The organism is Actinoplanes sp. NPDC049265 (genome assembly GCF_043197135.1).
Classification (GTDB): domain Bacteria; phylum Actinomycetota; class Actinomycetes; order Mycobacteriales; family Micromonosporaceae; genus Actinoplanes.
This window is the reverse complement of the sequence record NZ_JBICSP010000010.1, coordinates 163632-187411: the sequence shown is the minus strand read 5'-3', so window position 1 is coordinate 187411 and position 23780 is coordinate 163632. Positions and strand designations below refer to the sequence as shown.

Here is a 23780-nt window from a genome sequence, read left to right as displayed (position 1 = left end):
TTACACCGGTGTGACGCCGTGCCGGCGCCGAGAGAAGAAACGTTCCTTGCCGACGGCCGCCGCGAACCGGCGGATCAGCTCGGCGCGCAGGTCGGCGGGCGGGACGATCGCGTCGATGACCAGCTCGGAGGCCAGTCGCATGATGTCGATGTCGCGCTCGTACTCGGCCCGCTTGGTGGCGACGAACTCGGCCCGCTCGGTCTCGTCCTCGATCGCCGCGATCTTGTTGGCGTACACCGCGTTGACGGCCGCGTCGGCGCCCATCACCGCGATCTTGGCGGTGGGCAGGGCGATGGTCGCGTCCGGCTCGAAACCAGGGCCGGCCATCGCGTACAGCCCGGCGCCGTAGGCCTTGCGGACCACGACGCAGATCTTGGGTACGGTCGCCTCGCTGATCGCCGTGATCATCTTGGCGCCGTGCCGGATGATGCCCTGCTTCTCGACCGCCGTCCCGACCATGAACCCGGGTACGTCGGACAGGAAGAGCAGCGGCACGTTGAAGGCGTCGCAGAGCTGCACGAACCGGCTGGCCTTGTCGGCCGAGTCGACGAACAGCACCCCGCCCTTGAACATCGAGTTGTTGCCGACCACGCCGATGACCTCGCCGCCCAGCCGGGCGAAGCCGATTGTCAGCTCCTTGGCCCAGAGCGCCTGGATCTCGAAGAACGAGCCCTCGTCGACGATGCCCTTGACGTACCGGCGCATGTCGAAGGCCTGACGCTCGCTGGCCGGAACCAGCGCTTCAAGATCCACATTGGCCGGTTCCGCGCCCTCTTCCGAAGGCGGCTTCTCCTGAAAATTGGTCGGAAGGTAGGAGAGATAGCGGCGGACCACGTCGAGCGCGTCCTGCTCGGTCTTGCAGAGGAAGTGGCCGACCCCGGACTCGGTGCAGTGCACCCGGGCGCCGCCCATGGCCTCCAGCGTCGTCTTCTCGCCGGTGACCATCTCGACCATCCGGTCCGAGCCGAGGTACATGCTGGCGTTGCCCTCGACCATGGCGACCACGTCGCAGAAGGCCGGGATGTAGGCGCCGCCGGCCGCCGACGGCCCGAACAGCGCGCAGACCTGCGGGATCGAACCGGAGGCCCTGACCTGGTTGTGGAAGATCTTGCCGGCGCCTCGGCGCCCGGGGAAGAGGTCGACCTGGTCGGTGATGCGCGCGCCGGCCGAGTCGACGAGATAGACCATGGGTACGCCGTTCGCGTACGCCCGCTCGATGATCCTGATGATCTTCTCGACGGTCCGGGCGCCCCAGGAGCCCGCCTTGACCGTCGAGTCGTTGGCCATCACGCACACCGGCCGCCCGTCGATCGTGGCATTACCGGTGATCACGCCGTCGGCGGGCAGTCCCTCGGCCAGACTGTTGGCGTACAGCCCGTCCTCGACGAAGGAGCCCTCGTCGGTGAGCAGGCGGATCCGCTCGCGGGCGAACAGTTTGCCCTTGGCCGCGTTGGCCGCGTGGTAGCGCTCAACGCCACCCGCTTCGACCCGCTTGCGGACTTGCTCCAGCTCGGCGGACACCGTACCCCCTGACCTGTGCTCCCGAACAGCGGAAGCAACCTGAACGATCGTTAGGGTAGCGTAGCTCGCCCGAAGCCGAAAGCCGAAAGGGAGCCTCCGCCGGCTGCGGAGGCTCCCTTCCAGTTGCCGCCGGTGCTGTGGAGGAGCACCGGCTCTATCCGACGCCACAGGGCGCCGGCTCGGGCCGCACCCGGGACCGGTGCGACCCGTGACCTTGAAAGGGTCAGCCCAGGGTCTTGAGCAGACCGCCGGTGACGCCGCTCAGGCCCGCCACGTCGGCGTTGTTGGTGCTCAGGCCCTTGGTCACACCGTCGACAGCGGTGCCCTCGGTCGCCGACTTGGTCACCTTGCGGTCCGAGTCGCCGTAATCCGAGTCGTCGCCGTTGTCGCCACCGTTGTTGCCGTGGTCGTCGGTGCCGTTGTCGCCGGCGTAGTCACCGTCGTCGTCGCCGTGGTCACCGTCGTTGTCGCCGTGGTCGCCACCGTTGCCGTGACCGCCACCGTTGTTCCCGCCGTTGTGGCCGCCGTTGCCACCGTTGCCGCCGAAGTCGTTGCCGCAGTTGGCGGCCGCGTTGGCCGAGCCGAGCACGCTCAGGGCGTTCCCGCACAGGTTGAGGCCCAGGTTCACCGGAGCCGCGATCTGGGCACCGTTCAGCGCACCGACGTTGCCGTGCGAGTCCTGCACGACGCCGTCGTTGCCGCCGCCCTTACCGCTCTCGACCTCGTTGCCGGACGCGCCCGCGGCGTGCGAGGAGCCGCCCACCGAGATCGCGTTGCCGGTCACGTTGCCGAGCACGTTGACCGGCAGGGCGAGCTGCAGACCGTTCAGGACCCCGTAGTTGTCGTAGGTGACCTGGTCGACCTTTCCGCTTTCCTGCTTGCCCTTGTTGCCCTTGGCGCCGAAGAAGTTCCAGCACGCGGCCTCGGAGCCGGCCCAGCCCAGGGCCGAGATCGAGTTGCCGCAGACGTTGGCGCCGAGGTTGATCGGTGCGTACGCCTGGATGCCGTTGGCCAGCCCGTAGTTGTCGTACGAGACCTGCGTCGGGTCGCCGTTGCCCTTCTTCGTCTCGAGCTCGGCGCTCTCCTTCTTGCCCTTGTTCCCGCCGAAGCTGTTGCTGCTGGCCCCGGCCGCGTGCGCCGCACCCGCCGCGCTGACCGCGTTGCCGGTGGCGTTGATCCCGCCGTTGATCGGGACCAGCACCTGCAGGCCGTTCAGGGCGCCGACGTTCTTGGTCGACTTCTGCTTGTACGAGCCGCTCTCGAAGACGTTCGAGCAGGCGGCCTCGGCACCGGCCCAGCCCAGCGCCGCGACCGAGTTGCCGCAGGCGTTGGCGCCCAGATTGACCGGGACGGCACCCTGGATGCCGTTGCCGATACCGTAGTTCTGCGAGGTGTCCTGCTGGACCTTGCTGTCGGCGTGAGCGGCGTTGGCCGAGGTGAACAGCAGGGCGCCGGCCGCCAGGACACCAACGCTCAGAGTCTTACGAACCCAGGTCTTCATGAGAAAGAAAATGCCTTTCGAAAAGGGTCAGCAGAATGGTATGCACGTATTAGATTGGCGTTCCGGAAAAGGGCGCAGCGGTGCCTGGGCGTGATTTCTCATTACCTGACTGCCGCTTGTCGACATGCGCCGGTGAAGCGGTGAGAAGTGACGTGGACCGGCCGGGATGGATTCGCCGCTTGTACGCAAACGGTCCGGGAATCGGGGCCGGGTTTCGCCGCACGAGGCGGCGGTCACTCAGTCAGGTGAGACGGTCGGAGCCACGGCGTCATACGGCCGGACCTCGACGTCGGTCGCCCGGAGCAGCCGGTGGGAAGCCACCGTGCCACTCGCGACCGCGGCCGGAAGGACGGCTGCGGAGCCACCCTCCGTCGGAGCTCCCGACGCACTGGTCGAGCTGCCGCTGAGCGCTCCGAACTGCACCTGCGGGGATGCGGGGAGATCGCCGCCGCCAGGCGTGGTGTCCTGGACGGCATCCGGTGCGGTCGCCGTGACGGCGTGCCGCTCCGTACCGATCATCGTGTTCCGCGTGCCGGCGAACGCCGGCGTGGCCGCGATGTCGTGCTGCCCGACCGGTTGGACCAGGTTCACGACGGGTGCGGCCAGGGCCGGTTCCGCCTTCCGGTTCGCCACCACCACACTGGTTTCCCCAGGCGACAGTCGTCCGGGGCGATTGTCGTCCCGGACGATGGTCTTGGCCGGAGAGGGACGCCGTGTCTCGGTTCCGTCCGTCGGGTCGACGGCCGGGTCCTTGACCCCGTTCGGCGTCCGGATGTGCGGTGTTGGTGCCGGGGCGAGCTGCGGGAGGACTGCGGCACCGTCGGCAGGACGGTCGTTGCCGGTCAGATCCCTTACGACGTGGCCGGCCGCGTTCAGTGCGGGCGCCACGTTCTCGCCGTGCGTGACCGTGCCGAGGATGTCGACCGGCCGGTTGAGCACCCGGGCCGGTACCTCGACGACGGAATGGGTCACCGGGTGGCTCTCGTCCAGCGGCTTGGCGGCCGCCTTCAGGACGTGGTGCACCACCGGTGTGGAACCCCGCACGACCGCACCGATCAGCGACGACGTCTCCGTCGCCGGGTCATGGTCCGCGGCCTGCGCGGCGGTTCCGGTGAGCAGCCAGGCCGCGCCGGCGAGGCCACCGAGGACGAGAGCCCGCAAGGCCCAGCGCCGGCCACGCCGCTCCGCACCCTGGTTCGGGGTCGGCATGGGCGTGGTGCGGGCGCCGGTGGGCGCGACGGACGACGCGAGCGGCGTGCGCGGCGTGCGCTCGACCACCTGCCCCGTCATGTCTGACCCCTCGTCGTCGGTTTCCCACCGGTCGGCCGATATCGGCCACTCGGTATGGGTAACGAAACGACAGTTGTGGGGTCACGCCGACAAATAGGGATTACGCCGTTCTTTTTAGGGCCGGCCCGCAGAAAGCCGGACGGCAACCGACGGGATCACCTCATGCGGGAGACGATGCCGGTGTCGTAGTCGCCGCTGGTGAACTCCGGATTGTCCAGCAGCTCGGCGAAGAAGGGCAGGTTATTCTTGGGGCCGGCGATCTGGAAACCGGCCACCGCGGCCCGGGCCTTGGCGATCGCCTCGTCCCGGTCGGCGGCGTAGACGATGAGCTTGGCCATCAGCGAGTCGTAGTGCGGGGTCACGGTCAGGTCGGGACCGTAACCCGAGTCGACCCGGACGCCGTCGCCGGTCGGCTCGACCCAGGTCGTGATGTGCCCGGGGCCGGGGAAGAAGCGTTTCGGGTCCTCGGCGTTGACCCGCAGCTCGATCGCGTGGCCGGTGGTGGTCAGCGCGTCCGGGTCGAAGGTCGGCGCCAGGCCACTGGCGATCCGGAGCTGCTCCTCGACCAGGTCGATGCCGTGGATCAGCTCGGTGATCGGGTGTTCGACCTGGAGCCGGGTGTTCATCTCGAGGAAGAAGAACTCGCCGGTGGCCGGGTCGAGCAGGCACTCGACGGTGCCCGCATTGCGGTAGCCGACCGCCTCGCCGGCCAGCGCCGCGGCGGCCAGCAAACGGGCGCGCGACTCGGGGCTCACCGCCGGGGACGGCGCCTCCTCGACCAGCTTCTGGTTGCGTCGCTGGACCGAGCACTCGCGCTCGCTCAGGGCGATCACCCGGCCGTCGGCCAGGCCGAGGATCTGCACCTCGACGTGGCGTACCCGGGGGAAGTAGCGCTCGAGCAACACCGAGCCGTCGCCGAAGGTCCGTTCCGCGAACGCGGAGACCTGGTCGAACGCCTTGCGCAGGCCGGCCTCGTCCTCGGCCACGGCCATGCCCATGCCGCCGCCGCCGGCCGACGCCTTGACCATCACCGGGTAGCCGATGCCGCACGCGGCCTCGACCGCGTCGTCGGCCGACCCGGCCGGGTCTGGTGTGCCGGGCGCGACCGGCACACCGGCCGCGGCCATCAGGTTGCGCGCGTTGATCTTGTCGCCCATCGCGCTGATCGCGTCGGCGCCCGGCCCGACCCAGACCAGGCCGTTGGCCTCGACGGTGCGGGCGAAGTCGGCGTTCTCACTGAGGAAGCCGTACCCGGGGTGGATCGCCTTGGCCCCGGTGGCCTTGGCCGCGGCCAGGATCGCGTCGGCGTTGCGGTAACTCTGAGCCGGCGCCGCCGGGCCGATCGCGACCGACTCGTCGGCCTCGAGCACGAACGGCATCCCGGCGTCGGCCTCGGAATGGACCGCGATGGTCCGGATGCCCAGGCGTTTGGCCGTCCGGATGATCCGGCGGGCGATCTCGCCTCGGTTGGCGACCAGCAGCGAATCGATCATCAGTCCTCCTGGGCGCGGCCTTCGAGGGCACAGGCCGCGGCTGTGCGGAGCAGGGCCGCGGCGCGCTGCCGCTCGACCTCGTCGCCGAGGAACGGCGTGGAGTTCATCAGGCCGAAGGCGGCGTGGGCGAGGACCCGGGCCTCCTCGGCGTTCAGCTCCGGTCGCAGGGTGGCCAGCACGCGCACCCACTCTTCGACGTAGAGGCGCTGCAGGCGGCGGATCTGCCGGCGCGGGTCCTCGGGCAGCCGGTCGAGCTCGTGCAGGTGCAACGCGATGACTGCCGGGTTGGCCAGCGCGAACTCGACGTGGAAGGCGATCAGGTCGGTCAGTGCGGCGTGCGCGTCGTCATGGCGGGCCACCCGCTCGCGGCCACCGTGCAGCAGGCTCTCGCTGACCGGGACCAGCGCGGCGACGAGCATCGCCTCTTTACCGGCGAAGTGGTGATAGAGCGCCGGACCGGTCACCCCGGCGGCCGACCCGATGTCATCCATCGAGACGCCGTGGTAGCCCTTCGCGGCGAACAGGTCGACCGCGATATCGAGGATCTCGTCGCGCCGCGACCGCCGTCGGGGTGCGGGCGGCCCCTGCCGCTGCTGCTGATCTACCGTCGTCACCGGAAAACAATACCCCGTCGTCAAGTCGCTTACTTAACGCTCGTTCAGGGGCCAATCATAATCAGGGTTTGTCGCCCTTGGCGATGGGGGCCCGGACGAGGTTGCCCCACTCGGTCCAGGAACCGTCGTAGTTGCGGACCCGCGGGAATCCGAGCAGGTGGGTCAGGACGAACCAGGTGTGGCTGGACCGTTCGCCGATGCGGCAGTAGGCGATCACGTCGTCGGACGGCGCCAGGCCCAGCTGATCCTGGTACATCATGGCCAGCTCGTCGGCGCTCTTGAAGGTGCCGTCCTCGTTGGCCGCCGACTTCCACGGCTTGCTCAGCGCGCCCGGGATGTGGCCGCCACGCAACGCGCCCTCCTGCGGGTACGCGGCCATGTGGGTCAGCTCGCCGGTGTACTCCTGCGGCGACCGCACGTCGACCAGCGGCCTCCCGGCGGCACTGTGCTCGGCGACCTGCTCCCGGAACGCCCGGATCTGCTCGTCGTCACGGACCGGGACCGGGTAGTCGGCGCGCTCACGGACGGTCTTTTCCCGGGTCAGCTCGCGACCCTCCGCGGCCCACTTCTGCCGGCCGCCGTTCAGCAGCCGCACGTCGGCGTGGCCGAAAAGACTGAAGACCCACAGCGCGTACGCCGCCCACCAGTTGAAGTTGTCGCCGTAGAACACGATCGTGTCGCCGCGCCCGATGCCCTTGGCCGCACACAGCTCGGCGAAGTCGGCCGGTTCGAGGTAGTCGCGGGTGACCTGGTCGTTGAGCTCGAGATGCCAGTCGACCTTGACCGCGCCGGGGATGTGCCCGGTGTCGTAGAGCAGCACGTCCTCGTCGGACTCGACCACGACCAGGCCCGGTTCACCCCGGTGCGCGGCCAGCCACTCGGTCGTGACCAGGCGCTCCGGATGCGCGTAGGCCTGAAGTTCGGGGCTGGGATCAAGCTCGTAGGCCATGAGAGGAAACCTATCCCCTATTCGATCGGCAGCGGTCGCCCCCGATGAGATGGCCCTCGGTTTTCCTCCGCCCGCCGCGTTTTCCAGGTGAAGGGAAACCGCGGGTCATCTCATCGGTTATCAGGCGACCGCCGGCGCAGCGGAGCGGAGCCAATCGGGCTCAGCTTAGGACGCTTCGGTGTGATCAGGTCGCCGGAGGAACGGCCCTGAAGGCGGCGCTTGATCCACGGCGCCAGGTGCTGACCGGCCCAGCGCAGGTCGGCGCCGCGCGCGGCCAGCCACGCGCTCGGGGCCGGGGCCGGCGGGACCAGCAGCCACTCCTCGTCCACGCCGACGCCCAGCGCGCTCAGCACGTTGGCCGCCACGCGACGGTGACCGGCCGGGGACAGGTGCAGCCGGTCGAGCGACCACATGGCCTGGTTGTGGCGGAAGGCGTCGTCGGCGAACAGGTCGACCAGGTGGGCACCGTGCCGCTCGGCGATCTCACCGACCCCGCGGTTGAGCACGGCCACCCGCGGGCCGTAGATGCGCTGGCCGGGCAGGTGGGTGGAGACGTCGGCGAAGCGGAACATGATGACGTCGGCGCCGGTCGCGCGGATCTGACCGATCACGCCGTCGACCCGCTCGATCAGGGCCACCGGGTCGGTCTTGCGGCGCAGCACGTCGTTGCCGCCGGCGGCGAAGCTGACCAGATCGGGTTTCATGGCCAGGGTCGGTTCCAGTTGCTCGGTGATGACGGCGTTGAGCAGGCGGCCGCGGATGGCCAGGTTGGCGTACCCGAAATCGGGGCCGGCGTCGACCGCGAGCCTGGTCGCGACCAGATCGGCCCAGCCGCGGAACGTCCCGTCCGGGTACGCGTCGTCCATGCCCTCGGTGAAGCTGTCCCCCATGGCCACGTAGCTACGCCAGGTCATCGTCCGCCCCGTTCTATGTCCTTTACAGCTATCCAGCTAAGCACCGGTCGGGCGGGAAAAGCAGCGTGACGCTGCTGACACCTGGTCCCTAGACTCGCGGCCATGCTCCTACGGATGTCCACCATGCTGCTCAAGACCCTGCGTGAGGATCCGGCCGAGGCGGAGGTGCCGAGCCATCGGCTGCTGCTGCGGGCCGGCTACATCCGTCGCGCCGCGCCGGGCGGCTACACCTGGTTGCCGCTGGGCAAGCTTGTGCTGGACAACATCGCCCGGGTGGTACGGGAGGAGATGTTCGCCGCGGGCGCGCAGGAGGTGTCGTTCCCGGCGCTGCTGCCCCGCGATCCATACCAGACGAGCGGCCGCTGGACCGACTACGGCGACGACATCTTCACGCTCAAGGACCGGCGCGACGCCGACTACCTGCTGGCGCCCACCCACGAGGAGATGTTCGCGCTGCTGGTGCAGGACCTGACCAGCTCCTACCGAGACTTCCCGATGATCCTCTTCCAGGTGCAGACGAAGTATCGGGACGAGGCTCGCCCGCGGGCCGGTCTGCTGCGCGGGCGTGAGTTCCTGATGAAGGACGCGTACTCGTTCGATCTCACCGACGACGGCCTGGCCGCGGCCTACCAGGCCATGCGCGGGGCGTACCAGAAGATCTTCGCCCGGCTCGAGGTGGAACACACGATCGTCTCGGCCATGGCCGGCGCGATGGGCGGCTCGGCCTCCGAGGAGTTCCTGGCCGTGGCCGATGTGGGCGAGGACACCTTCGTCGGGTGCACCAAGTGCGACTACGCGGCCAACACCGAGGCCGTCGTCACGCCCGCACCGCCGGCCCCCGAGGGCACGCCCGGCCCGCTGACCGTGCACGACACCCCGGACACGCCGACCATCGCCGCGCTGGTCGACCTGGCCAACCAGCGTGCGCTGGGCGGCCGGACCGACTGGACCGCCGCCGGCACGCTGAAGAACGTCGTGGTGACCGTGCACCACCCCGGCCGCGAGCCGGAACTGCTGGCCATCGGTCTGCCCGGCGACCGCGAGGTCGACCTCAAGCGGCTGGACGCGGCGCTGGCCCCCGCGACGGCGGAACTCTTCGACGACTTCGCGTCCCGTCCCGACCTGGTCAAGGGCTACATCGGGCCGCAGGGCATCCAGATCCGGTACCTCGTCGACCCGCGTGTGGTGGCCGGAACCGCCTGGCTGACCGGCGCCAACGAAGCCGGCAAGCACGCCACCTCGGTAGTGGCCGGCCGCGACTTCACGCCGGACGGGACGATCGAGGCGGCCGAGGTACGCGCCGGCGACACCTGCCCGCAATGCGGCGAGGGCGAGCTGACCATGCGCCGCGGCATCGAGATCGGGCACATCTTCCAGCTCGGCCGGCGCTACACCGACGCGTTCAAGCTGGACGTGCTCGGCCAGGACGGCAAGCCGGTACGGCCGACGATGGGCTCGTACGGCGTCGGCGTCTCGCGCGCGGTGGCCGTGGTGGCCGAGCAGCACCACGACGAGCGTGGCCTGATCTGGCCGGCCGAGATCGCCCCGGCCGACGTGCACGTGGTCGCGGCCGGTAAGGACGGGCAGGTGGAGGCCGCGCTGCGCCTGGCCGAGGTGCTCGTGGCGGCCGGGTTGCGGGTGCTGGTCGACGACCGGGCCGGTGTCTCCGCCGGGGTGAAGTTCACCGACGCGGAGCTGATCGGCATCCCGCACACCGTCGTGGTCGGGCGCCGCTTCGGCGAGGGGTACGCCGAACTGCGTGACCGCCGAACGGGTGGCCGCGACGAGGTTCCGATGTCGGACGTGGTGACCACGCTGACCAGCGTGTAACCATGGATCGCTCCGGGTAGCCCACAGTCGTGGGGCCGGATGGGCGGGAGGTGCCGTGATGGCCAGGACGTCGGTTGCCGATGTGATGACGCGGCGGGTGGTCTACCTCTCTGGTGACACCACCCTCGACGAGGCCGCGCAGGCGATGCGCGACCAGCAGATCGGCGATGTCGTGGTGACCCACGGGCCGACGATCGCCGGCCTGGTCACCGACCGCGACATCGTCGTGCGGGCGATCGCCGAGGGGCTGTCGCCGCGGTCGACCACGCTGGCGACGATCGCCACCCGCGAGATGATCATGGTCGAGCAGGCGGCGACGGTGGAAGAGGCGGTACGCGCCATGCGCGAGCGGGGCGTACGCCGCCTCCTGGTCTGCGACACCGACCGCAAGGTGGTCGGGATCATCTCGCTCAGCGACCTGGCCCTGCTCCCGACCGCGGCCTAGCGCTTCTCGTACAACGCCTTCACCAGCTCGATCAGCTCGTCCAGGCCGGCCGGAGGGCTGTCCGGGCGCCAGGCCAGGCGCACGGTGATCGGCGGCGCGTCGCGCAGCACCCGGTAGGCCACGCCCGGCCTCGGATTCTGCTGCGCGGTCGCCTCCGGGGTCACGCCGACCGCCTGGTTGGCGGCGATCGTGGTCAGCCATTCGTCGACCGTGTGGGTACGCCGGATCGCCCGCGGCCGCGCGTCCGGCGGCCACAGCTCCGGGGTGGTCGTACCGGTCCGTTCGTCCAGCGCCACCGGGTAACGCGCCAGATCGGCCAGGCGCAGCGTGCGCCGCCGGGCCAGCGAGTGCTCGGTGGCCATCGCCGCCACCCGCCGCTCCTCGCCCACCGCCACCGTCGCGAAACGCGGATCGGTCAGCGGCCGGCGCAGCACCGCCACGTCGGCCGTGCCGTCGCCGAGGCCGGCCGTCGGCTCGTTCGCGTGGATGAACACCAGCGGGACGCCCGGATACGCCGCCGCCCAACGTTTCTGCAGGCCACGGGTGTGCCGGCCGAGGGCGGCCCAGGCGTACCCGATACGCACCTCGGCCCTGGTCGCGGCGACGATGTGCTCCAGGTGGGCGACCTCGTCGAGCACGCGGCGGGCCTGGGCCACGACCTTGACTCCGGTCTCGGTCAGTGCGACCTGCCGGGTCGTCCGATGGAGCACGCGTACGCCGAGAGCCCGCTCGAGCGCGGCGATGGACCGCGACACCGCCGCCTGGGACACCCCCAGACCGGCCGCCGCCTCGGTGAACGACCCCGAGTCGACCACCGCGATCAGCGCCCTCAGCTGCCGCAGATCCATACGCCGAGCGTATAGAACCGATGTCCGACGCATTTCCGCTCTTGGAACGCCGCCACGCATGCTGCGGACATGAGGACAGCAGGCGGCATCGCGACGATGGTGGCCAGTGCGGCGAGCAACCAGACCGGCGCGGCGATCGGCGCGCACGCGTTCCCGGCGATCGGACCGGCCGGCGTGGTGGCCGTCCGGCAGATCGTCGCGGCGATCGTCCTGCTGCCCCTGGCCCGCCCCGATCTGCGCCGGATGCGCTGGTCGCAGTGGTGGCCGGTACTGCTGCTGGGCCTCGTCTTCGCGATCATGAACCTGAGCCTCTACACCGCCGTCGACCGGATCGGGCTGGGCCTCGCGGTGACCCTGGAGGTGCTCGGACCTTTGGCCGTGGCGCTGCTCGGGTCGCGTACCCGGATGGATCTGATCTGCGCTCTGCTCGCCGGGCTGGGCGTGTGGGTGCTGGTGCGGCCCGGCCCGTCCAGCGACTGGATCGGCATCGGGCTGGGCCTGTTGGCGGCCGGCTGCTGGGCGTCGTACATCATGCTCAACCGGGTCGCCGGGCGGCGGTTCGACGGCATCGAGGCGCCGGCCCTGGGCTCGGCGGTGGCGGCGCTGCTCAACCTGCCGGTGTTCGTCCTGCTGATGCCGATGTCGCCGGCCGCCCTGCTGTTCGCGGGCACGGCCGGGATCCTGAGCTCGGTCCTGCCGTACACCGCGGACCTGATCGCCCTGCGCCACGTGCCGGCGCGCTTCTTCGGCCTGTTCATGAGCGTGCATCCGGTGATGGCGGCGGTGGCCGGCCTGATCCTGCTGGGCCAGCCGCTGGCCGGCCACGAGCTCGCCGGAATGGCCATCGTCATCACGGTCAATGCCGTGTCGGTGGCCTTGACAGCGGCCCGGCGGTCGGCCGAAACTCCTGGCAGGGCCGACGCAGCCCGCCGCTCGCGCCCCCTGCGGGGCTTGGTGAATGCGTCCACCTCGACTGATTGATTCGCGGCTTTCCAGCTTCTTCGGCGAACCAGTCGGCAACGCGAGCACCGGCCACCACGTTCGCCGTGGAGAGGGACAACGCCATGCGGACTTTCCGCGACGCCAAGACCATGGCCAAGACGCTGCGCAGCGAGGTTCTCGCCCGTACGCGGGCCGACCTGCCGCACAGCGCGGCACTGGAGATCGTCGCCCGCCAGTTCGGCTTCGACGACTGGAACGTGCTCGCCGCCAAGATCACCGCGGCCTCGGCCTCCCGCATCGTGCCGGCCTTCGAGACGTCGGGCCTGGAGCTGACCGACCCGCGCCGGGCCACCACCAGCACCATTCCGATCCTGCGGGTGTTCTCCGAAGACCGGGCGAAGGAGTTCTACCTGGACTTCCTCGGCTTCACGCTGGATTTTGGGGGGCCGGCGGGCGGGCCCGGCACGTCGTTCTACGGGCAGATCATCCGCGGCGCGACGACGTTCCAGCTGAGCGAGCAGCCGTACGACCCGGGCCACGGCGCCACGGTGGCGATCAACATCGACGGGATCGACTCGTTGCGGTCCGAGCTGGCCGACCGGTACGGCGAGATGGGCAGCCGGGTGTGGGGTCCGGCCGTGTGGGTGCCTGAGGTGCAGGAGATGCCGTGGAAGACCCGGGTGATGACGATCTCGGATCCGTTCGGCAACCATCTGCGCTTCAGCGAGCCGCTCGACCCGGCGGCCCGGGCCGCCCTGCCCCGCTGGTCCGAGCCCCGCGCCTGACAACTTGGATACCGCCCGCGCCCACCACTGTCCAAAGCAGTGGTTGGGCTGGGCGGTACTCGAGGCTCGGATGCCGCCGGCGGCTAGCTGGCACTGAGCGGAGTAGTGGTAGGCCTGGGCCGTTGATGGGGCTCGGATGCCGCTCAGGGTTACCACTGTTCGGGGGCGTCTGCTTGAAAGAAGCATCGGCCGTTCGGTTGTTGCATTCCGGTAGTGACAGGCGCCACTATTCGACTCGTGGGCGATCTTCTCACGACCGGGCAGGCGGCGATCATGCTGCGTTCCTCACGGGCGCACGTCGTCGATCTCTGCCTGCGCGGGCTACTCCCCTACGTTCGCGTGGGCGGGCAGCGGCGAATCCGGCGCAGTGACGTCGAGGCGCTGATCGAGCCCGGCCTCAGCCGCGACGAGATGGAGTCGTTGTGGCTGCACCGGGCGGTCGCGGGCAAGGTCGTCGCCAATCCGCCGGCCATGCTCGCGGCCGCCGCCATCAACCTGCGCCGGCTGCGGCGGCTGCACCCGGCCGGCAGCGACTGGGAGTGGCTGGATCGCTGGGACGCGCTGCTCGACGACGGCGTCGAAGCGATGCTGGAGGTGTTGACGTCCAGCTCCGAGCACGCGGTGGGGCTGCGGCGGGCCTCGCCGTTCGCGGGAGTGCTGACCGAGGTCGAACGCCGGACGATTCTGCTCGCGTACGCCGAAAGCAGACGCGGTCACGCCCGGCGCATGCGGGCCGACCAGCTCGAACGCATCCTGAAATCGGTCTGAGCAACAGCCTGCCGATGCGGTCAGGCCAACAGATCGGGCGGCGCCGGCTCGGCCTGAACAACGGCCTACCGGTGCAGCCAGGCCAACAGATCGGGCGGCGCCAGCTCGGCCTGAACAACGGCCTACCGGTGCAGCCAGGCCAACAGATCGGGCGGCGCCAGCTCGGCTGCCCGGGCCTGATAGCGCGCGAACTCGTCGTCGCTCAACAGCTCCCGCCCCGACCCCGAGCCGCCGCGCCGGAAGAACGCCGTCCGGTCCTTCATGATCCCGGCCGGGTCGGGGGCCAGCTCGGCCGCCCGCCCCCGCATCCGCTCGAACTTGGCCGCCTCGACCAGATCGGACCAGACCTCGTCGGGTACGGGGATCCCGAGCCGTTCCGCGATCCGGCGCATCTCCGCGTCCAGGTCGGCCAGCAGGTCGGCGTAGTGCACGAGCAGCACCCCGGGGCGCCGCCACGCGTCGGTGAGGTGCCACATGACGCCCGGCAGGGAGTCGAGGTCGTCGGCGGGTGCGACGTCCTGCTCGATCCAGCGCAACAGGGCGGCCCGCATGTCGGGCGGGGGCGCCGGCTCATCGACCGGCGGCGGCGCCTGCTCATCGTCGGGCGACGGCATCGGCTCATGGACCGGCGGCGGCATCGGCTCATCGTCGGGCGGGGGCGCCGGCTCATCGACCGGCGGCGGCGCACCGGTGAGCTCGGCGATCCGGGCCCGGTTGAGGTTGTCGCCCTGATGGAAGAGCGACACAGCCAGGTCGAGCGGATCCCGCGCCACCACGATGTAGGTGACCCGCGGGTCGATCGGGACGCCGTCCAGGGGCGTGTGCGTCTTGATGAAACGCCGGTGCCGCTGGGCCGCGAGCCGGGCCAGCACCTCGTCGCGCGGCACGATCAGCCAGTCCAGCCACGGTGACAGGGTCGCCAGCGGCGCCGGCAGGTCGGCCGTCTGGAAGATCAGCAGAGCGCAGATCATCTGCATCCAGGTGGTGCCGCTCTTCGACCGGGTGCTGATCACGATGTCTCCGGCCCGGAACGGAAACCCGTACCAGCGGCCGCTGTCCTCGTCCGACGATCGATAACGCACCGCACGAAACTAGGAGGTTTTCTCCGGTACGGCGAGGCTGTTTACCGTCCGGCGGCGTTCGACGACGAAGTACGCGCAGCTCAACGCGTACCCCAGAGAAAGCAGGAGCCCCACGGCCCGGACCGTGGCGGGGTGGACGGCCAGGACCGTCGTGATCAGCGCGCCCGCCGCCCAGCTGGCCAGCAGCACCGCGTTGACCGTGTCGTGGGCGGCCCAGCCGGTCATCGATCGGCGCGCCTGGCGCCGGATCTCCTCCATCAGCGCGTGGCCCATGCCGACGGCGAGCATGCCGAGCAGGATCGTGGCGAAGATCGAATGCGCCCCGCCGGCCACCGCCGCGATGGCCGTGCCGCCGGCGAGCAGGGCCAGGCCACTGACCGTGCCTACCCGCGCGCTACGTCGCTCCTCCACACCAACTGACAGTCGGCAAGATCACGCGTTGCCTGAGGATGCCACGTCCTGGGCGCCCGGATCGTCCGGTGGTCGTTCACCACGAGCGCTCGCACCCGGCCCAACTACCTCATAGATTCAGGGATATGAACAGTCTGGGACGGTATGGCCTCTGGGCGACGTGGCGGGTCTGGCCGACCGGCGCCGAAGCGATCGCCGAGGCCGCGCGCGAAGTGGAGGCCCTCGGCTTCGGGGCGGTGTGGATCGGCGGCAGTCCGGGCGATGACCTCGGGCTGGCCGAGGCGGTTCTCACGGCGACCGGGTCGTTGGTCGTGGGCACCAGCATCGTGGACATCTGGACGAGCGACGGCGAGCAGCTGGCCGCCTCGCACGAGCGGATCCGGCGTGCTCATCCCGGCCGCTTCTACCTCGGTGTCGGTTCGGGGCACGCGCGCACCGCGGAGGCGCGGGGCCAGTCGTACACCCGGCCCTTGAGCCGCCTGCGCGATCTGCTCACCGGTCCGCTGGCCGCGGTACCGTCCGAGGAACGAATGATCGCCGCGCTCGGGCCGAAGACGCTGGCGGCCGCGGCCGAGCTGACCGCCGGAGCCCTGCCGTACCTGATGCCGCCGGCCCACACCGCTGCGGCCCGCGGCATCCTCGGCCCCGGAACGCTGCTGGTTCCGGAGCAGAAGGTCTTCCTGGGCGACGATCCGGTCCAGGCCCGTGCGGCCGGCCGGCAGGCGCTGCGCGGCTATCTGACGTTGCCGAACTACACGCGGCAGCTGGTGCGGTACGGGTTGGACGAGTCCGATCTGGCCGGTGAGGGCAGCGACCGCTTCGTCGACTCGGCGGTCGTCTGGGGTGACGCCTCGCGCGTCCGCGCCGGCGTCGACGCACATCTCTCGGCTGGCGCCGATCACGTGGCGGTGAACGTACTGACCGAGAGCGGCATGCCGACCGAGCTGCCGTTGCCCGAGTGGCGACGGCTGGCCGACGTGCTGGGGTTGGTCTCGCGATAACGCTGCCGGTTGGCCCGCGGGCCGGAACTGCGGGTTGGCCCGTGGGCCAGAACTGCCGGTTGGCCTCGCGGGCCAGAACTGCCGGTTGGCCTCGCGGGCCAGAACTGCCGGTTGGCCTCGCGGGCCAGAGCTGCCGGTTGGCCTCGCGATGGCGCTGCGTTCGCCCAACCGGTGGTCTCGACTTTCTGGGACAACGGTTGTGGACGAGGATGGCGGACGTGATGGGAAGCCTGACGCTAGAACCCGCCCAGTCCCGGCTCGACCTGCTGGCCGAGCCGGTGGCCGCGGCCCTGGAAGTCATTCCCGCCGACGCTCCCTTCGACGGGGACCAGGTGCTGGTCGCGCCGATCGACGCGACCCTGGCCGACACGGCGGCGTTCTGTGCGGCGTACGGCATCCGCCTGGACGAGTCGGCCAACTGTGTGATCGTCGCCGGTAAGCGTGACGGCGTCACCCGATACGCGGCCTGCGTCATTCTGGCCACCACCCGGGCCGACGTGAACGGCGTGGTGCGGCGCCACCTCGACGTCCGCAAGGCCAGCTTCGCGCCGATGGAGGACGCGGTGCGGCTGACCGGCATGGAGTACGGCGGCATCACTCCGATCGGGCTACCCAAGGACTGGCCGATCCTGGTCGACTCCCGGATCGGTGCCCAGCCGCACGTGATCATCGGCTCGGGCGTACGCCACAGCAAGATCGCCATCGCCGGCCCGGCCCTCGGCGCCCTCCCGAACGCCACCGTCATCGACGGGCTGGCTCGCGCGGTTGAGTAGACCGTTCCACGTGAAACAACATCAACCGGCGTCGTGCGGCTCCTTGCCGTTACGGGCGGCGGCCGGCTGCTCGGTTCACGGGAGCGGCTCTCAGCCCAGCCGCTTCCACTCGGTGTCAATGGCGGCCACACTCTTCTGCTCGGAAGGGTCGCCGTCGAGGTCCACCGCCACCGTGTAGACGCTCTTCTTCGCACTGGTGCGCCAGCAGATCAGCAGGGTCGGCTTCCGCTGCGGCTTCGCCTCGTTGACGACGCTGATGGTCTGCGAACACCGGCTGTTTCCGAACTTCTCGCCGTCGTCGGCGACCATGGCGAGCTCCCGCTGCCCGGTCAGGTCACCGCGCGCGGAGACCAGGCGCATGGTTGCCTTGTCCTTCTGCAGAGAGCCGGAGTCCCGCACCGTGATCGCTTCGTCGGGCAGTTCCGGGGAGGTGGGCGCCGGGATGGCCGGCTTCACCGGCACGCCCTCCTTGGCCGCGGCGGCGCGCGCCTCGGCGATCCGTTGGGCCGCGTCCTTGGGCAACGAGGGGGACGGTTCGGGCGACTTCGAGGACGGCGAAGCGGGGGTGTGCGCCGGTGCCGAGCCCTCGCTCGGCGAGGGCGAGGCCGTCGCGTCGACCGGGCCGTCGGTCGAGTCGGAGGCGGCGGTGGCCGGCGCGGCCAATTCGACCGGTACGGCCGGATCGTCATTGCCGGTCCATTGAGTCGCGGCAATCGCCCCGCCGCCCAGCACGACCGCCAGGCCGGCGACGGCCAGACTCCGCTTGCGCCGCCGAGACATCCGGTCCGCTGCTGGGGTCGTCGTGCTGGCGTCATGGTCGGTGTTGTGCATGGAGAGTCCTTTGCGGGTCTCGATAGGGTTCGGCCGCGCGAGGTCTCAGCGGTCGGACCTGGGCGTGTCTGATGGATCAGCCGAATGCGAGGCGCTCTGACCCCCATGCTTCCAAAACTTCCCCGGTATCAGGACGAAACGCCGCCATTGCCGCTGACGGTCCCCGGGGGGATGACCGGGTGCGGTTCTCCGGACGAGCGGGGCAGAACGCCCTACGCTGAGGTGGCGAGGTCACCTGATCGGTGATCGGGCTGTCGTCTTCGTCAGACGGCAGCCCTTTTTCATGCCCCAGCACCCGTGGCCGTCGGAATCCAGTGCGGGGCCGGACAGCAGGCAGCGGCCCGGAGCATGTGCTCCGGGCCGCTGTCGGGCAGTGCTCGTTACGTACCTGTCAGAAGGACGAAACGGTGAACGTCGCCGTGCTGGAAACGGTGCTCTGCACGTAGTTCGGGTCGGTGCTGGACGCGTTGAGCGTGCCGTTGCTGACGAAGGTCATGTTGTAGACGCCCTCGGGAACGGGCATGTTCATCGACAGCAGGTTGGCGGTGGCGGTGCCCGGCGATGCTCCGGAGACCGCGCTCAGCGTGGCGGTGTCGCCGTCGGTGACCGAGTCGATCGTCGTGCCGAGAGTGATGTTGGCGCCGACGATGTAGCGGTCGTCATCGGAGGAGATGAAGGTGTCCGTCGCCGGCGCGGTCAGCGCCGTGGTCGCGTTGGCCGTGGTCACGGTGACCGTCCGCGCGGTCGGCGGCAGCAGCGCCAGCGAGATCGCGGTGTTGGTGGCCGTGGCCGGTGTGGAGATCACTGCCATCCTCGGGCCGATGACGTCGGTGATCGTGGTGCCCGGAGCGAAGTTGGTCGGTGTGGCCTCGTAGATGGTCAGGCCCTCGTGCTCCCGGGTGAAGAGGTCGGCCGTGGTCCGGATGATCCGGCTGTTGACCGTGGTGCCGACCGTGGTCGCGGCCGGGTTACCGATGCCCGTGCCCGGAGCGACCGGGGTGAGGTAGTCGGTGCCCGCGGCGTTCAGCCGACGGGTCAGGTTGAGCGTGCAGATCGCCTCGGTGTCCTTCAGGACCAGCACGTTCCGGCACTCGGCAACCGGCGGGTTCGCCCGCGTGCCGCTGGCGGCAACGCCCTCGTTGCTGGCGTAGGCGCCCTCGACGAGATAGAAGTGCGAGCCCAGCAGGGTGGGAGTGGCGCCCGCGGCGTTGAAGCTCGCGCTCTGGAAGCCGACGCCCTTGATGATCACGTTCACGATGCGCGTGTTCGGCGCGGTGTTCGGGTCGACGATCAGTGCGGCCGTGTAGGAGTACGCGGTGGCCAGGATGTAGGTGCCGGCGGCGGTCGTGACCGTGAGGGCCACGTTGTTCGCCGGGGCGTGCGCGGGCGTGATCGCCTCGAACGCCGTGGGGCTGAGGACCTTGATGCCGGTCAGCGGCGCACCACCCAGAGTCGCGGTGAGCGTACCGTCCGTCGGGAAGGCAGTACCGCTGACGAGGATCTTGGCGTTACCCAGAGCCGGCCCGGCCTTCGGCGAGACATCCGTGGCGGTATGCAGCGTGCTGACCGTGTACGGGCTGTTCGCGACCAGGTCGGACGAGTTGTCGACGGTGCCGTTGTAGACGCAGACGTTCCACACCGGCTGCACGGCCGGCGGCGCCGCCGGGGCCGTGGCCCGCAGCGCGGGCACGGTGAAGGCCAGACGACTGTTGGTGACCTTGCGGACGTCGGCGACCAGGCTGGTGCCGAGGGTGTCGCTCGACTCGTACTTGGCGGGACAGGCCCCGCTCGTGAGGTTGACGCCGGGCGTGTCGAGACCCGCGAGGAAGGGGTTCGGCGACGTGACGTCGAGCGAGTTGCCACCCTGCCACGGACCGGTCTGCTGGCTCAGCACCAGCTGACCGACGGAGTACGAGGCGCCGGTGATGAGCGTCGAAGTGGCGGTGGCGCCGCTGTACAGACAGAGGTTGTACCTGGTCAGGGCCGGGGTGTTGTTCACCACGCCGGTCGGCACCGTGACGGTCGCGGTGGTGTCTCCACCCCTCGTGGCGGTGCCGGCCATTCCGGCGGCCGGAGTGCCGTAGGTGGTCGGGCACTGGTCGGTCATGAACTGGGCGCCGAGCGACGTGACGCCGGTGAAGATGCTGGTCGTCGCCGTGACCGCGACGGTGTTCCCGCCGCCGGTCAGGCCGCTGGCCGGGTTGAGCGTCGGCGGCGTACCCACGTAGAAGGGGTAGCCGTCCGCCTTGCCTTCCCGGGCCGTGCCACCGGTGGCGTTGTAGACGCAGGCGACGTACCGCTTGGCCACGCCGTTGGTCCCCGGAGCCGCACCGGCCGGGACCTTGAACGTGACGCTCTTGCCCGCGAGGCTCGAGGTGGTGGCGGTCTGGTCCGTGGCCAGGATGGTGGTCGTGGCGACCTGGAACGCAGCGTTACAGATCGGGCTCACGGTTCCGGGTGCCGTCAGAATCTCCACCCGGGATGCGGTGGTGTTGCTGCCGTTGGAGAAGGTTGCATCGGTGTCGACGACGGTGATGGAGTCGCCGACCGCCACCACCGGTGGGGTCACCGTGACAGCGGCGAACGCCGCCGTCGGAGCCACGAGCAGAGCGGCACCGACCGCTCCGGTCGTCAACCCGGCGGCCGCCGCCCACCGGGCTTTCGAGCGTGATATGGACTTACGCATGCGAGGGTCCTCCTACGGGTCCCTAGGACCACGTCTCTGGATTGGGTGGGCTCGAAACTCGGTGACACCGGCACGAGCCATCTCGCGGAAGCCTAACCAGAAGTAACCATCTGATTTCGTAGAGTTGCGATATCGTCGAGCGAGATATCGCGATCCGCTTCCGAGCGGCAACCCTCGTTCAGTCCTGACAGCGGCGTTCGATGTGAGCCGCCTCAAGTGGCCGTTCCACGTGAAACCGGGTTAGCCGGCGTCGACCGATTCCCGGCGACGAATCTCGGCGAAGGCATCTCGCAGCGCGGACGTTTCTTGGGCGCCCTGGATGGCGTATTTATGGTCGATGACGAACGTCGGCACGCTCGTAATGCCGAAGTCGCGCGCGGCCATGATGTCGGCCCGGACCGCGTTGACGCCGTCCGACGAGGCGAGATAGGCCAGCGCGGCCGGCTCGTCCAACCCGATCGTGCCGGCGACGCGGGCCAGCGCCGGGTGCGATCCGACGTCGACGCCGTCGGTGAAGTGCGCGACCTGCAGCGCGTCGAGCATCGCGGCCTGCCGGCCCTGCTCGGCCGCCCAGGCGATCAGCCGGTGCGCGTCGAAGGTGTTCGCCGCGACGGCCCGCTCGAAGTTCAGCTCCAGGCCGTCGGAGGCGGCGAACGACCGCACGTGCGCCCACGCCTGCGCGACCTGGTCGGGCCCGCCGAACTTGGGCGTCAGCGCCTGAAGCAGCGGCATCGGCTGCGGCACGGGCGACGGGTCGAGCTGGTAGGCGCGATACGTGACGGTGGTCGTCGAGTCGCCGCGCAGCGCCTCCTCCAGCCGCCGCTTGCCGATGTAACACCACGGGCAGATCACGTCGGCCCACACCTGAATGTCCATGTTCACCCCGCTTGGTCGCGCACCTGTCGCTTCAACCTGGCCAGAATCGCCGCCCCGCCACGGATCCGCAGCGGGCTGATCGCCTGCCCGAGACCCATCCGCGCGTAGAGGTCGTCGGGCACGGCCAGGATCTCGTCGATGGTGGCGCCCTCCAGTCCCTCGGACAGGATGCCGGCGAACGCGCGGGTCGTCGGCGCCTCGGGCGGGCAGTCGAACCAGGTCGCCACGGTCTTGTCCGGGCGTACCGAAGCTTTCAGGAAGAACGCCGTCTGGCATTCCGGCACCTGCTCCATGCCCTCGTGCCCGGCCAGGTCGCCGGGCAGCGGCGGGACCGCGTCGGAGAACTCGAGCAGCATCTCGAGCACCACCTCACGCGGTGCGGAGGTGAACTCGTCGACGATCTCGGCCAGCTTCGGCGGCATGTCGGGCACGACTCGACCCTACTGCGGCCGTGCAGCCTCGGTGATCCGCAGTTCCCGCCAGACCTTCCAATCCTCTTCGGCGAGCACACGCGTTTCGATCACTCGCGAAGGCTCTCACAGGTCAGACCGGCGACCAGGACGGCCACCATGCGACGGCCGTAGCCGGGGTCTTCGTCCGGCAGCGGAGCGCACAGTTTGGCCACCGCGTAGAGCAGGTCCTGGGGGCTGACGTCGCCGCGGATCGCGCCGGCCGCGGCGGCGGTGTCGAGCAGTCCTCCGAGGGCCGGACCGAGCTTTTCCATCAGGTAGGTGGACAGGCCGTCGAACGCCGGATCGCCGGAATGCAGGGCGGTGGCGAACCCGCGTTTCGTGGCGACGAAGGCGGCCAGGCGATCCAGCCATTTCGCCAGGGCGACGCGCGGCCCGTGCTCGGCGGCCAGGGCGGGGGCGGCCTCGGCGCAAGCGTCGATCTCACGCTCGATGACGGCCTTGATCAGGTCGGCTCGCTGCGGGAAGTGCCGATAGAGGGTGCCGACGCCAACGCCGGCCAGATCGGTGATCTCTTTCGCCGGTGCGTCGACGCCGGACGTGCCGAAGACTGTCTTGGCCGCCTCCAGCAGGGACTCGACGTTGCGACGGGCGTCGAAGCGCTTCTGGCGCGGCGCCGGCGCGCTCGTGTCCTCGGGCACATCGCCTCCTCTTGCTTATCCGGAAAAGCTTTCCGTATAGTTCCGGAAAGAGATTCCACTTAAGCGTACGTGAGGAGAGGCTCATGCAGTACCGCACCCTGGGCCGCACCGGGATCAAGGTCAGCCCCTACGCACTCGGCGCGCTGATGTTCGCCACGCAGGTCGGCAACCCCGACCCCGACGACTCGATCCGGGTCATCCACAAGGCATTGGACGCCGGGATCAACCTCATCGACACCTCCGACGCATACGGCGACTCGGAGGAGATCGTCGGCCGGGCGCTGCACGGGCGGCGGGACGATGTCGTGCTCGCCACCAAGTTCAGCCGCCCGACCGGCACCGATCCCAACCATCAGGGCACGTCCCGCCGCTGGATCATGACCGCGGTCGAGAACTCGTTGCGCCGGCTGCGTACCGATCACATCGACCTCTACCAGGTGCACCGCCTCGACCCGGAGACCGACATCGAGGAGACGCTGTCCGCGCTGACCGACCTGATCCGCATGGGCAAGGTACGGGCCATCGGGTCGTCCAACACCCCCGCCGGGGACATCGTCGAGGCGCAGTGGGTGGCCGAGCGGCGCGGGCTGGCCCGGTTCCGCACCGAGCAGCCCGCGTACTCGATCCTCAACCGTGGCATCGAGAGTGAGGTGCTGCCGGCCGTCCAGCGCTACGGGATGGGCACGCTGGTCTGGGGACCGCTCGGGCAGGGGATGCTGACCGGTCGCGTACGCAGAGACGGCGCGAACGACCTCAAGCGGGCACGCATGTTCAAACACCTCAACGACGAGCGCCGGATCGAGGTCGTCGAGCAGCTCGTCCCGCTCGCCGACGAGGCCGGCCTGCCACTGACCCACCTGGCCATGGCCTTCGCCATCGCGCACCCGGCCGTGACCAGCGCCCTGCTCGGCGCCCGCACCGTCGACCAGCTCGACGACCTGCTCAAGGGCGTCGGCGTCACGCTTTCCGACGACATCCTCGACCGGATCGACGCGATCGTCCCGCCCGGCACCGACGTCACCCGCCTCGACCAGGCCTACCTACCCCCCGCCCTGCTCGACCCGAAGCTCCGCCGCCGCCCAGCCAACGAGCGCGGCGCCGCCTGACCA

The 23780-nt window shown here is 70.0% G+C and carries 23 protein-coding genes; 8 read left to right on the top strand and 15 right to left on the bottom strand.

The genetic code is table 11. The features are described 5' to 3' along the window. The 7 genes from ACGFIO_RS24105 to ACGFIO_RS24075 form a co-directional block, all read right to left on the bottom strand. Positions 1-1521 (bottom strand): acyl-CoA carboxylase subunit beta, encoded by a 1521-nt coding sequence (locus ACGFIO_RS24105; RefSeq protein ID WP_392828805.1) that lies wholly within the window; start codon positions 1519-1521, stop codon positions 1-3. Positions 1522-1744: 223 nt separating this feature from the next. Beyond that, on the bottom strand, positions 1745-3022 hold the full coding sequence (locus ACGFIO_RS24100) for a hypothetical protein (RefSeq protein ID WP_392828803.1): 1278 nt from the start codon (positions 3020-3022) through the stop codon (positions 1745-1747). A 237-nt stretch (positions 3023-3259) separates the two neighbouring features. After that, positions 3260-4312 (bottom strand): hypothetical protein, encoded by a 1053-nt coding sequence (locus tag ACGFIO_RS24095; protein WP_392828802.1) that lies wholly within the window; start codon positions 4310-4312, stop codon positions 3260-3262. A gap of 155 nt (positions 4313-4467) precedes the next feature. After that, a complete protein-coding gene (locus ACGFIO_RS24090; protein WP_392828800.1) occupies positions 4468-5805 on the bottom strand; it encodes an acetyl/propionyl/methylcrotonyl-CoA carboxylase subunit alpha in 1338 nt (445 codons plus the stop codon). Next, entirely contained in the window at positions 5805-6419 is a 615-nt protein-coding gene (locus tag ACGFIO_RS24085; RefSeq protein ID WP_392828798.1) for a TetR/AcrR family transcriptional regulator, read from the bottom strand. The genes ACGFIO_RS24090 and ACGFIO_RS24085 overlap by 1 nt, the downstream gene beginning before the upstream one ends. Positions 6420-6480: 61 nt before the next feature. Beyond that, entirely contained in the window at positions 6481-7368 is an 888-nt protein-coding gene (locus ACGFIO_RS24080) for a sulfurtransferase (RefSeq protein ID WP_392828796.1), read from the bottom strand. A 110-nt stretch (positions 7369-7478) separates the two neighbouring features. Then, the gene (locus ACGFIO_RS24075; protein ID WP_392828794.1) at positions 7479-8282 is read right to left on the bottom strand and encodes an SGNH/GDSL hydrolase family protein; all 804 of its coding nucleotides are present in this window, start codon (positions 8280-8282) and stop codon (positions 7479-7481) included. 102 nt (positions 8283-8384) lie between these two features. Between ACGFIO_RS24075 and ACGFIO_RS24070 the strand changes: the two genes are divergently transcribed. Next, entirely contained in the window at positions 8385-10112 is a 1728-nt protein-coding gene (locus ACGFIO_RS24070) for a proline--tRNA ligase (protein ID WP_392828792.1), read from the top strand. A gap of 58 nt (positions 10113-10170) precedes the next feature. Next, on the top strand, positions 10171-10557 hold the full coding sequence (locus ACGFIO_RS24065) for a CBS domain-containing protein (RefSeq protein ID WP_392828791.1): 387 nt from the start codon (positions 10171-10173) through the stop codon (positions 10555-10557). On the opposite strand, the gene ACGFIO_RS24060 is transcribed toward ACGFIO_RS24065, so the two are convergent. Beyond that, a complete protein-coding gene (locus ACGFIO_RS24060; RefSeq protein WP_392828789.1) occupies positions 10554-11405 on the bottom strand; it encodes a LysR family transcriptional regulator in 852 nt (283 codons plus the stop codon). The two genes, ACGFIO_RS24065 and ACGFIO_RS24060, sit on opposite strands and share 4 nt — an antisense overlap. A gap of 69 nt (positions 11406-11474) precedes the next feature. On the opposite strand from ACGFIO_RS24060, the gene ACGFIO_RS24055 reads away from it, so the two are divergent. From ACGFIO_RS24055 to ACGFIO_RS24045, 3 genes are all read left to right on the top strand, one after another. Further along, on the top strand, positions 11475-12386 hold the full coding sequence (locus ACGFIO_RS24055; RefSeq protein WP_392828787.1) for a DMT family transporter: 912 nt from the start codon (positions 11475-11477) through the stop codon (positions 12384-12386). An 83-nt stretch (positions 12387-12469) separates the two neighbouring features. Beyond that, positions 12470-13132 (top strand): glyoxalase superfamily protein, encoded by a 663-nt coding sequence (locus ACGFIO_RS24050; RefSeq protein ID WP_392828785.1) that lies wholly within the window; start codon positions 12470-12472, stop codon positions 13130-13132. Between the two features lie 237 nt (positions 13133-13369). After that, positions 13370-13900, top strand: coding sequence for a helix-turn-helix domain-containing protein (locus tag ACGFIO_RS24045; RefSeq protein ID WP_392828784.1), 531 nt, complete (start codon positions 13370-13372; stop codon positions 13898-13900). 122 nt (positions 13901-14022) lie between these two features. On the opposite strand, the gene ACGFIO_RS24040 is transcribed toward ACGFIO_RS24045, so the two are convergent. Together ACGFIO_RS24040 and ACGFIO_RS24035 are read right to left on the bottom strand one after the other, a co-directional pair. Further along, a complete protein-coding gene (locus ACGFIO_RS24040; protein ID WP_392828782.1) occupies positions 14023-14982 on the bottom strand; it encodes a sulfotransferase domain-containing protein in 960 nt (319 codons plus the stop codon). A 9-nt stretch (positions 14983-14991) separates the two neighbouring features. Beyond that, positions 14992-15393, bottom strand: coding sequence for a hypothetical protein (locus ACGFIO_RS24035; RefSeq protein ID WP_392828780.1), 402 nt, complete (start codon positions 15391-15393; stop codon positions 14992-14994). Between the two features lie 125 nt (positions 15394-15518). Here ACGFIO_RS24035 and ACGFIO_RS24030 point away from each other — a divergent pair, with 125 nt between their 5' ends. Both ACGFIO_RS24030 and ACGFIO_RS24025 read left to right on the top strand, forming a co-directional pair. Then, on the top strand, positions 15519-16394 hold the full coding sequence (locus tag ACGFIO_RS24030) for a TIGR03620 family F420-dependent LLM class oxidoreductase (protein ID WP_392828779.1): 876 nt from the start codon (positions 15519-15521) through the stop codon (positions 16392-16394). A gap of 221 nt (positions 16395-16615) precedes the next feature. Continuing rightward, a complete protein-coding gene (locus ACGFIO_RS24025) occupies positions 16616-17167 on the top strand; it encodes a YbaK/EbsC family protein (RefSeq protein WP_392829020.1) in 552 nt (183 codons plus the stop codon). Between the two features lie 90 nt (positions 17168-17257). Here ACGFIO_RS24025 and ACGFIO_RS24020 read toward each other — a convergent pair whose 3' ends face one another. The 5 genes from ACGFIO_RS24020 to ACGFIO_RS24000 form a co-directional block, all read right to left on the bottom strand. After that, a complete protein-coding gene (locus ACGFIO_RS24020; protein ID WP_392828777.1) occupies positions 17258-17998 on the bottom strand; it encodes a hypothetical protein in 741 nt (246 codons plus the stop codon). A gap of 391 nt (positions 17999-18389) precedes the next feature. Beyond that, positions 18390-20684, bottom strand: coding sequence for an IPT/TIG domain-containing protein (locus ACGFIO_RS24015; RefSeq protein WP_392828775.1), 2295 nt, complete (start codon positions 20682-20684; stop codon positions 18390-18392). 240 nt (positions 20685-20924) lie between these two features. Continuing rightward, positions 20925-21560: a DsbA family protein gene (locus tag ACGFIO_RS24010; protein ID WP_392828773.1), complete on the bottom strand. Its 636-nt coding sequence runs from the start codon at positions 21558-21560 to the stop codon at positions 20925-20927. A gap of 2 nt (positions 21561-21562) precedes the next feature. Then, entirely contained in the window at positions 21563-21991 is a 429-nt protein-coding gene (locus tag ACGFIO_RS24005) for a SufE family protein (RefSeq protein ID WP_392828771.1), read from the bottom strand. 89 nt (positions 21992-22080) lie between these two features. Next, the gene (locus tag ACGFIO_RS24000) at positions 22081-22671 is read right to left on the bottom strand and encodes a TetR/AcrR family transcriptional regulator (protein ID WP_392828769.1); all 591 of its coding nucleotides are present in this window, start codon (positions 22669-22671) and stop codon (positions 22081-22083) included. Positions 22672-22754: 83 nt separating this feature from the next. Here ACGFIO_RS24000 and ACGFIO_RS23995 point away from each other — a divergent pair, with 83 nt between their 5' ends. Continuing rightward, on the top strand, positions 22755-23777 hold the full coding sequence (locus tag ACGFIO_RS23995) for an aldo/keto reductase (RefSeq protein WP_392828767.1): 1023 nt from the start codon (positions 22755-22757) through the stop codon (positions 23775-23777). Positions 23778-23780 lie beyond the last annotated feature (3 nt).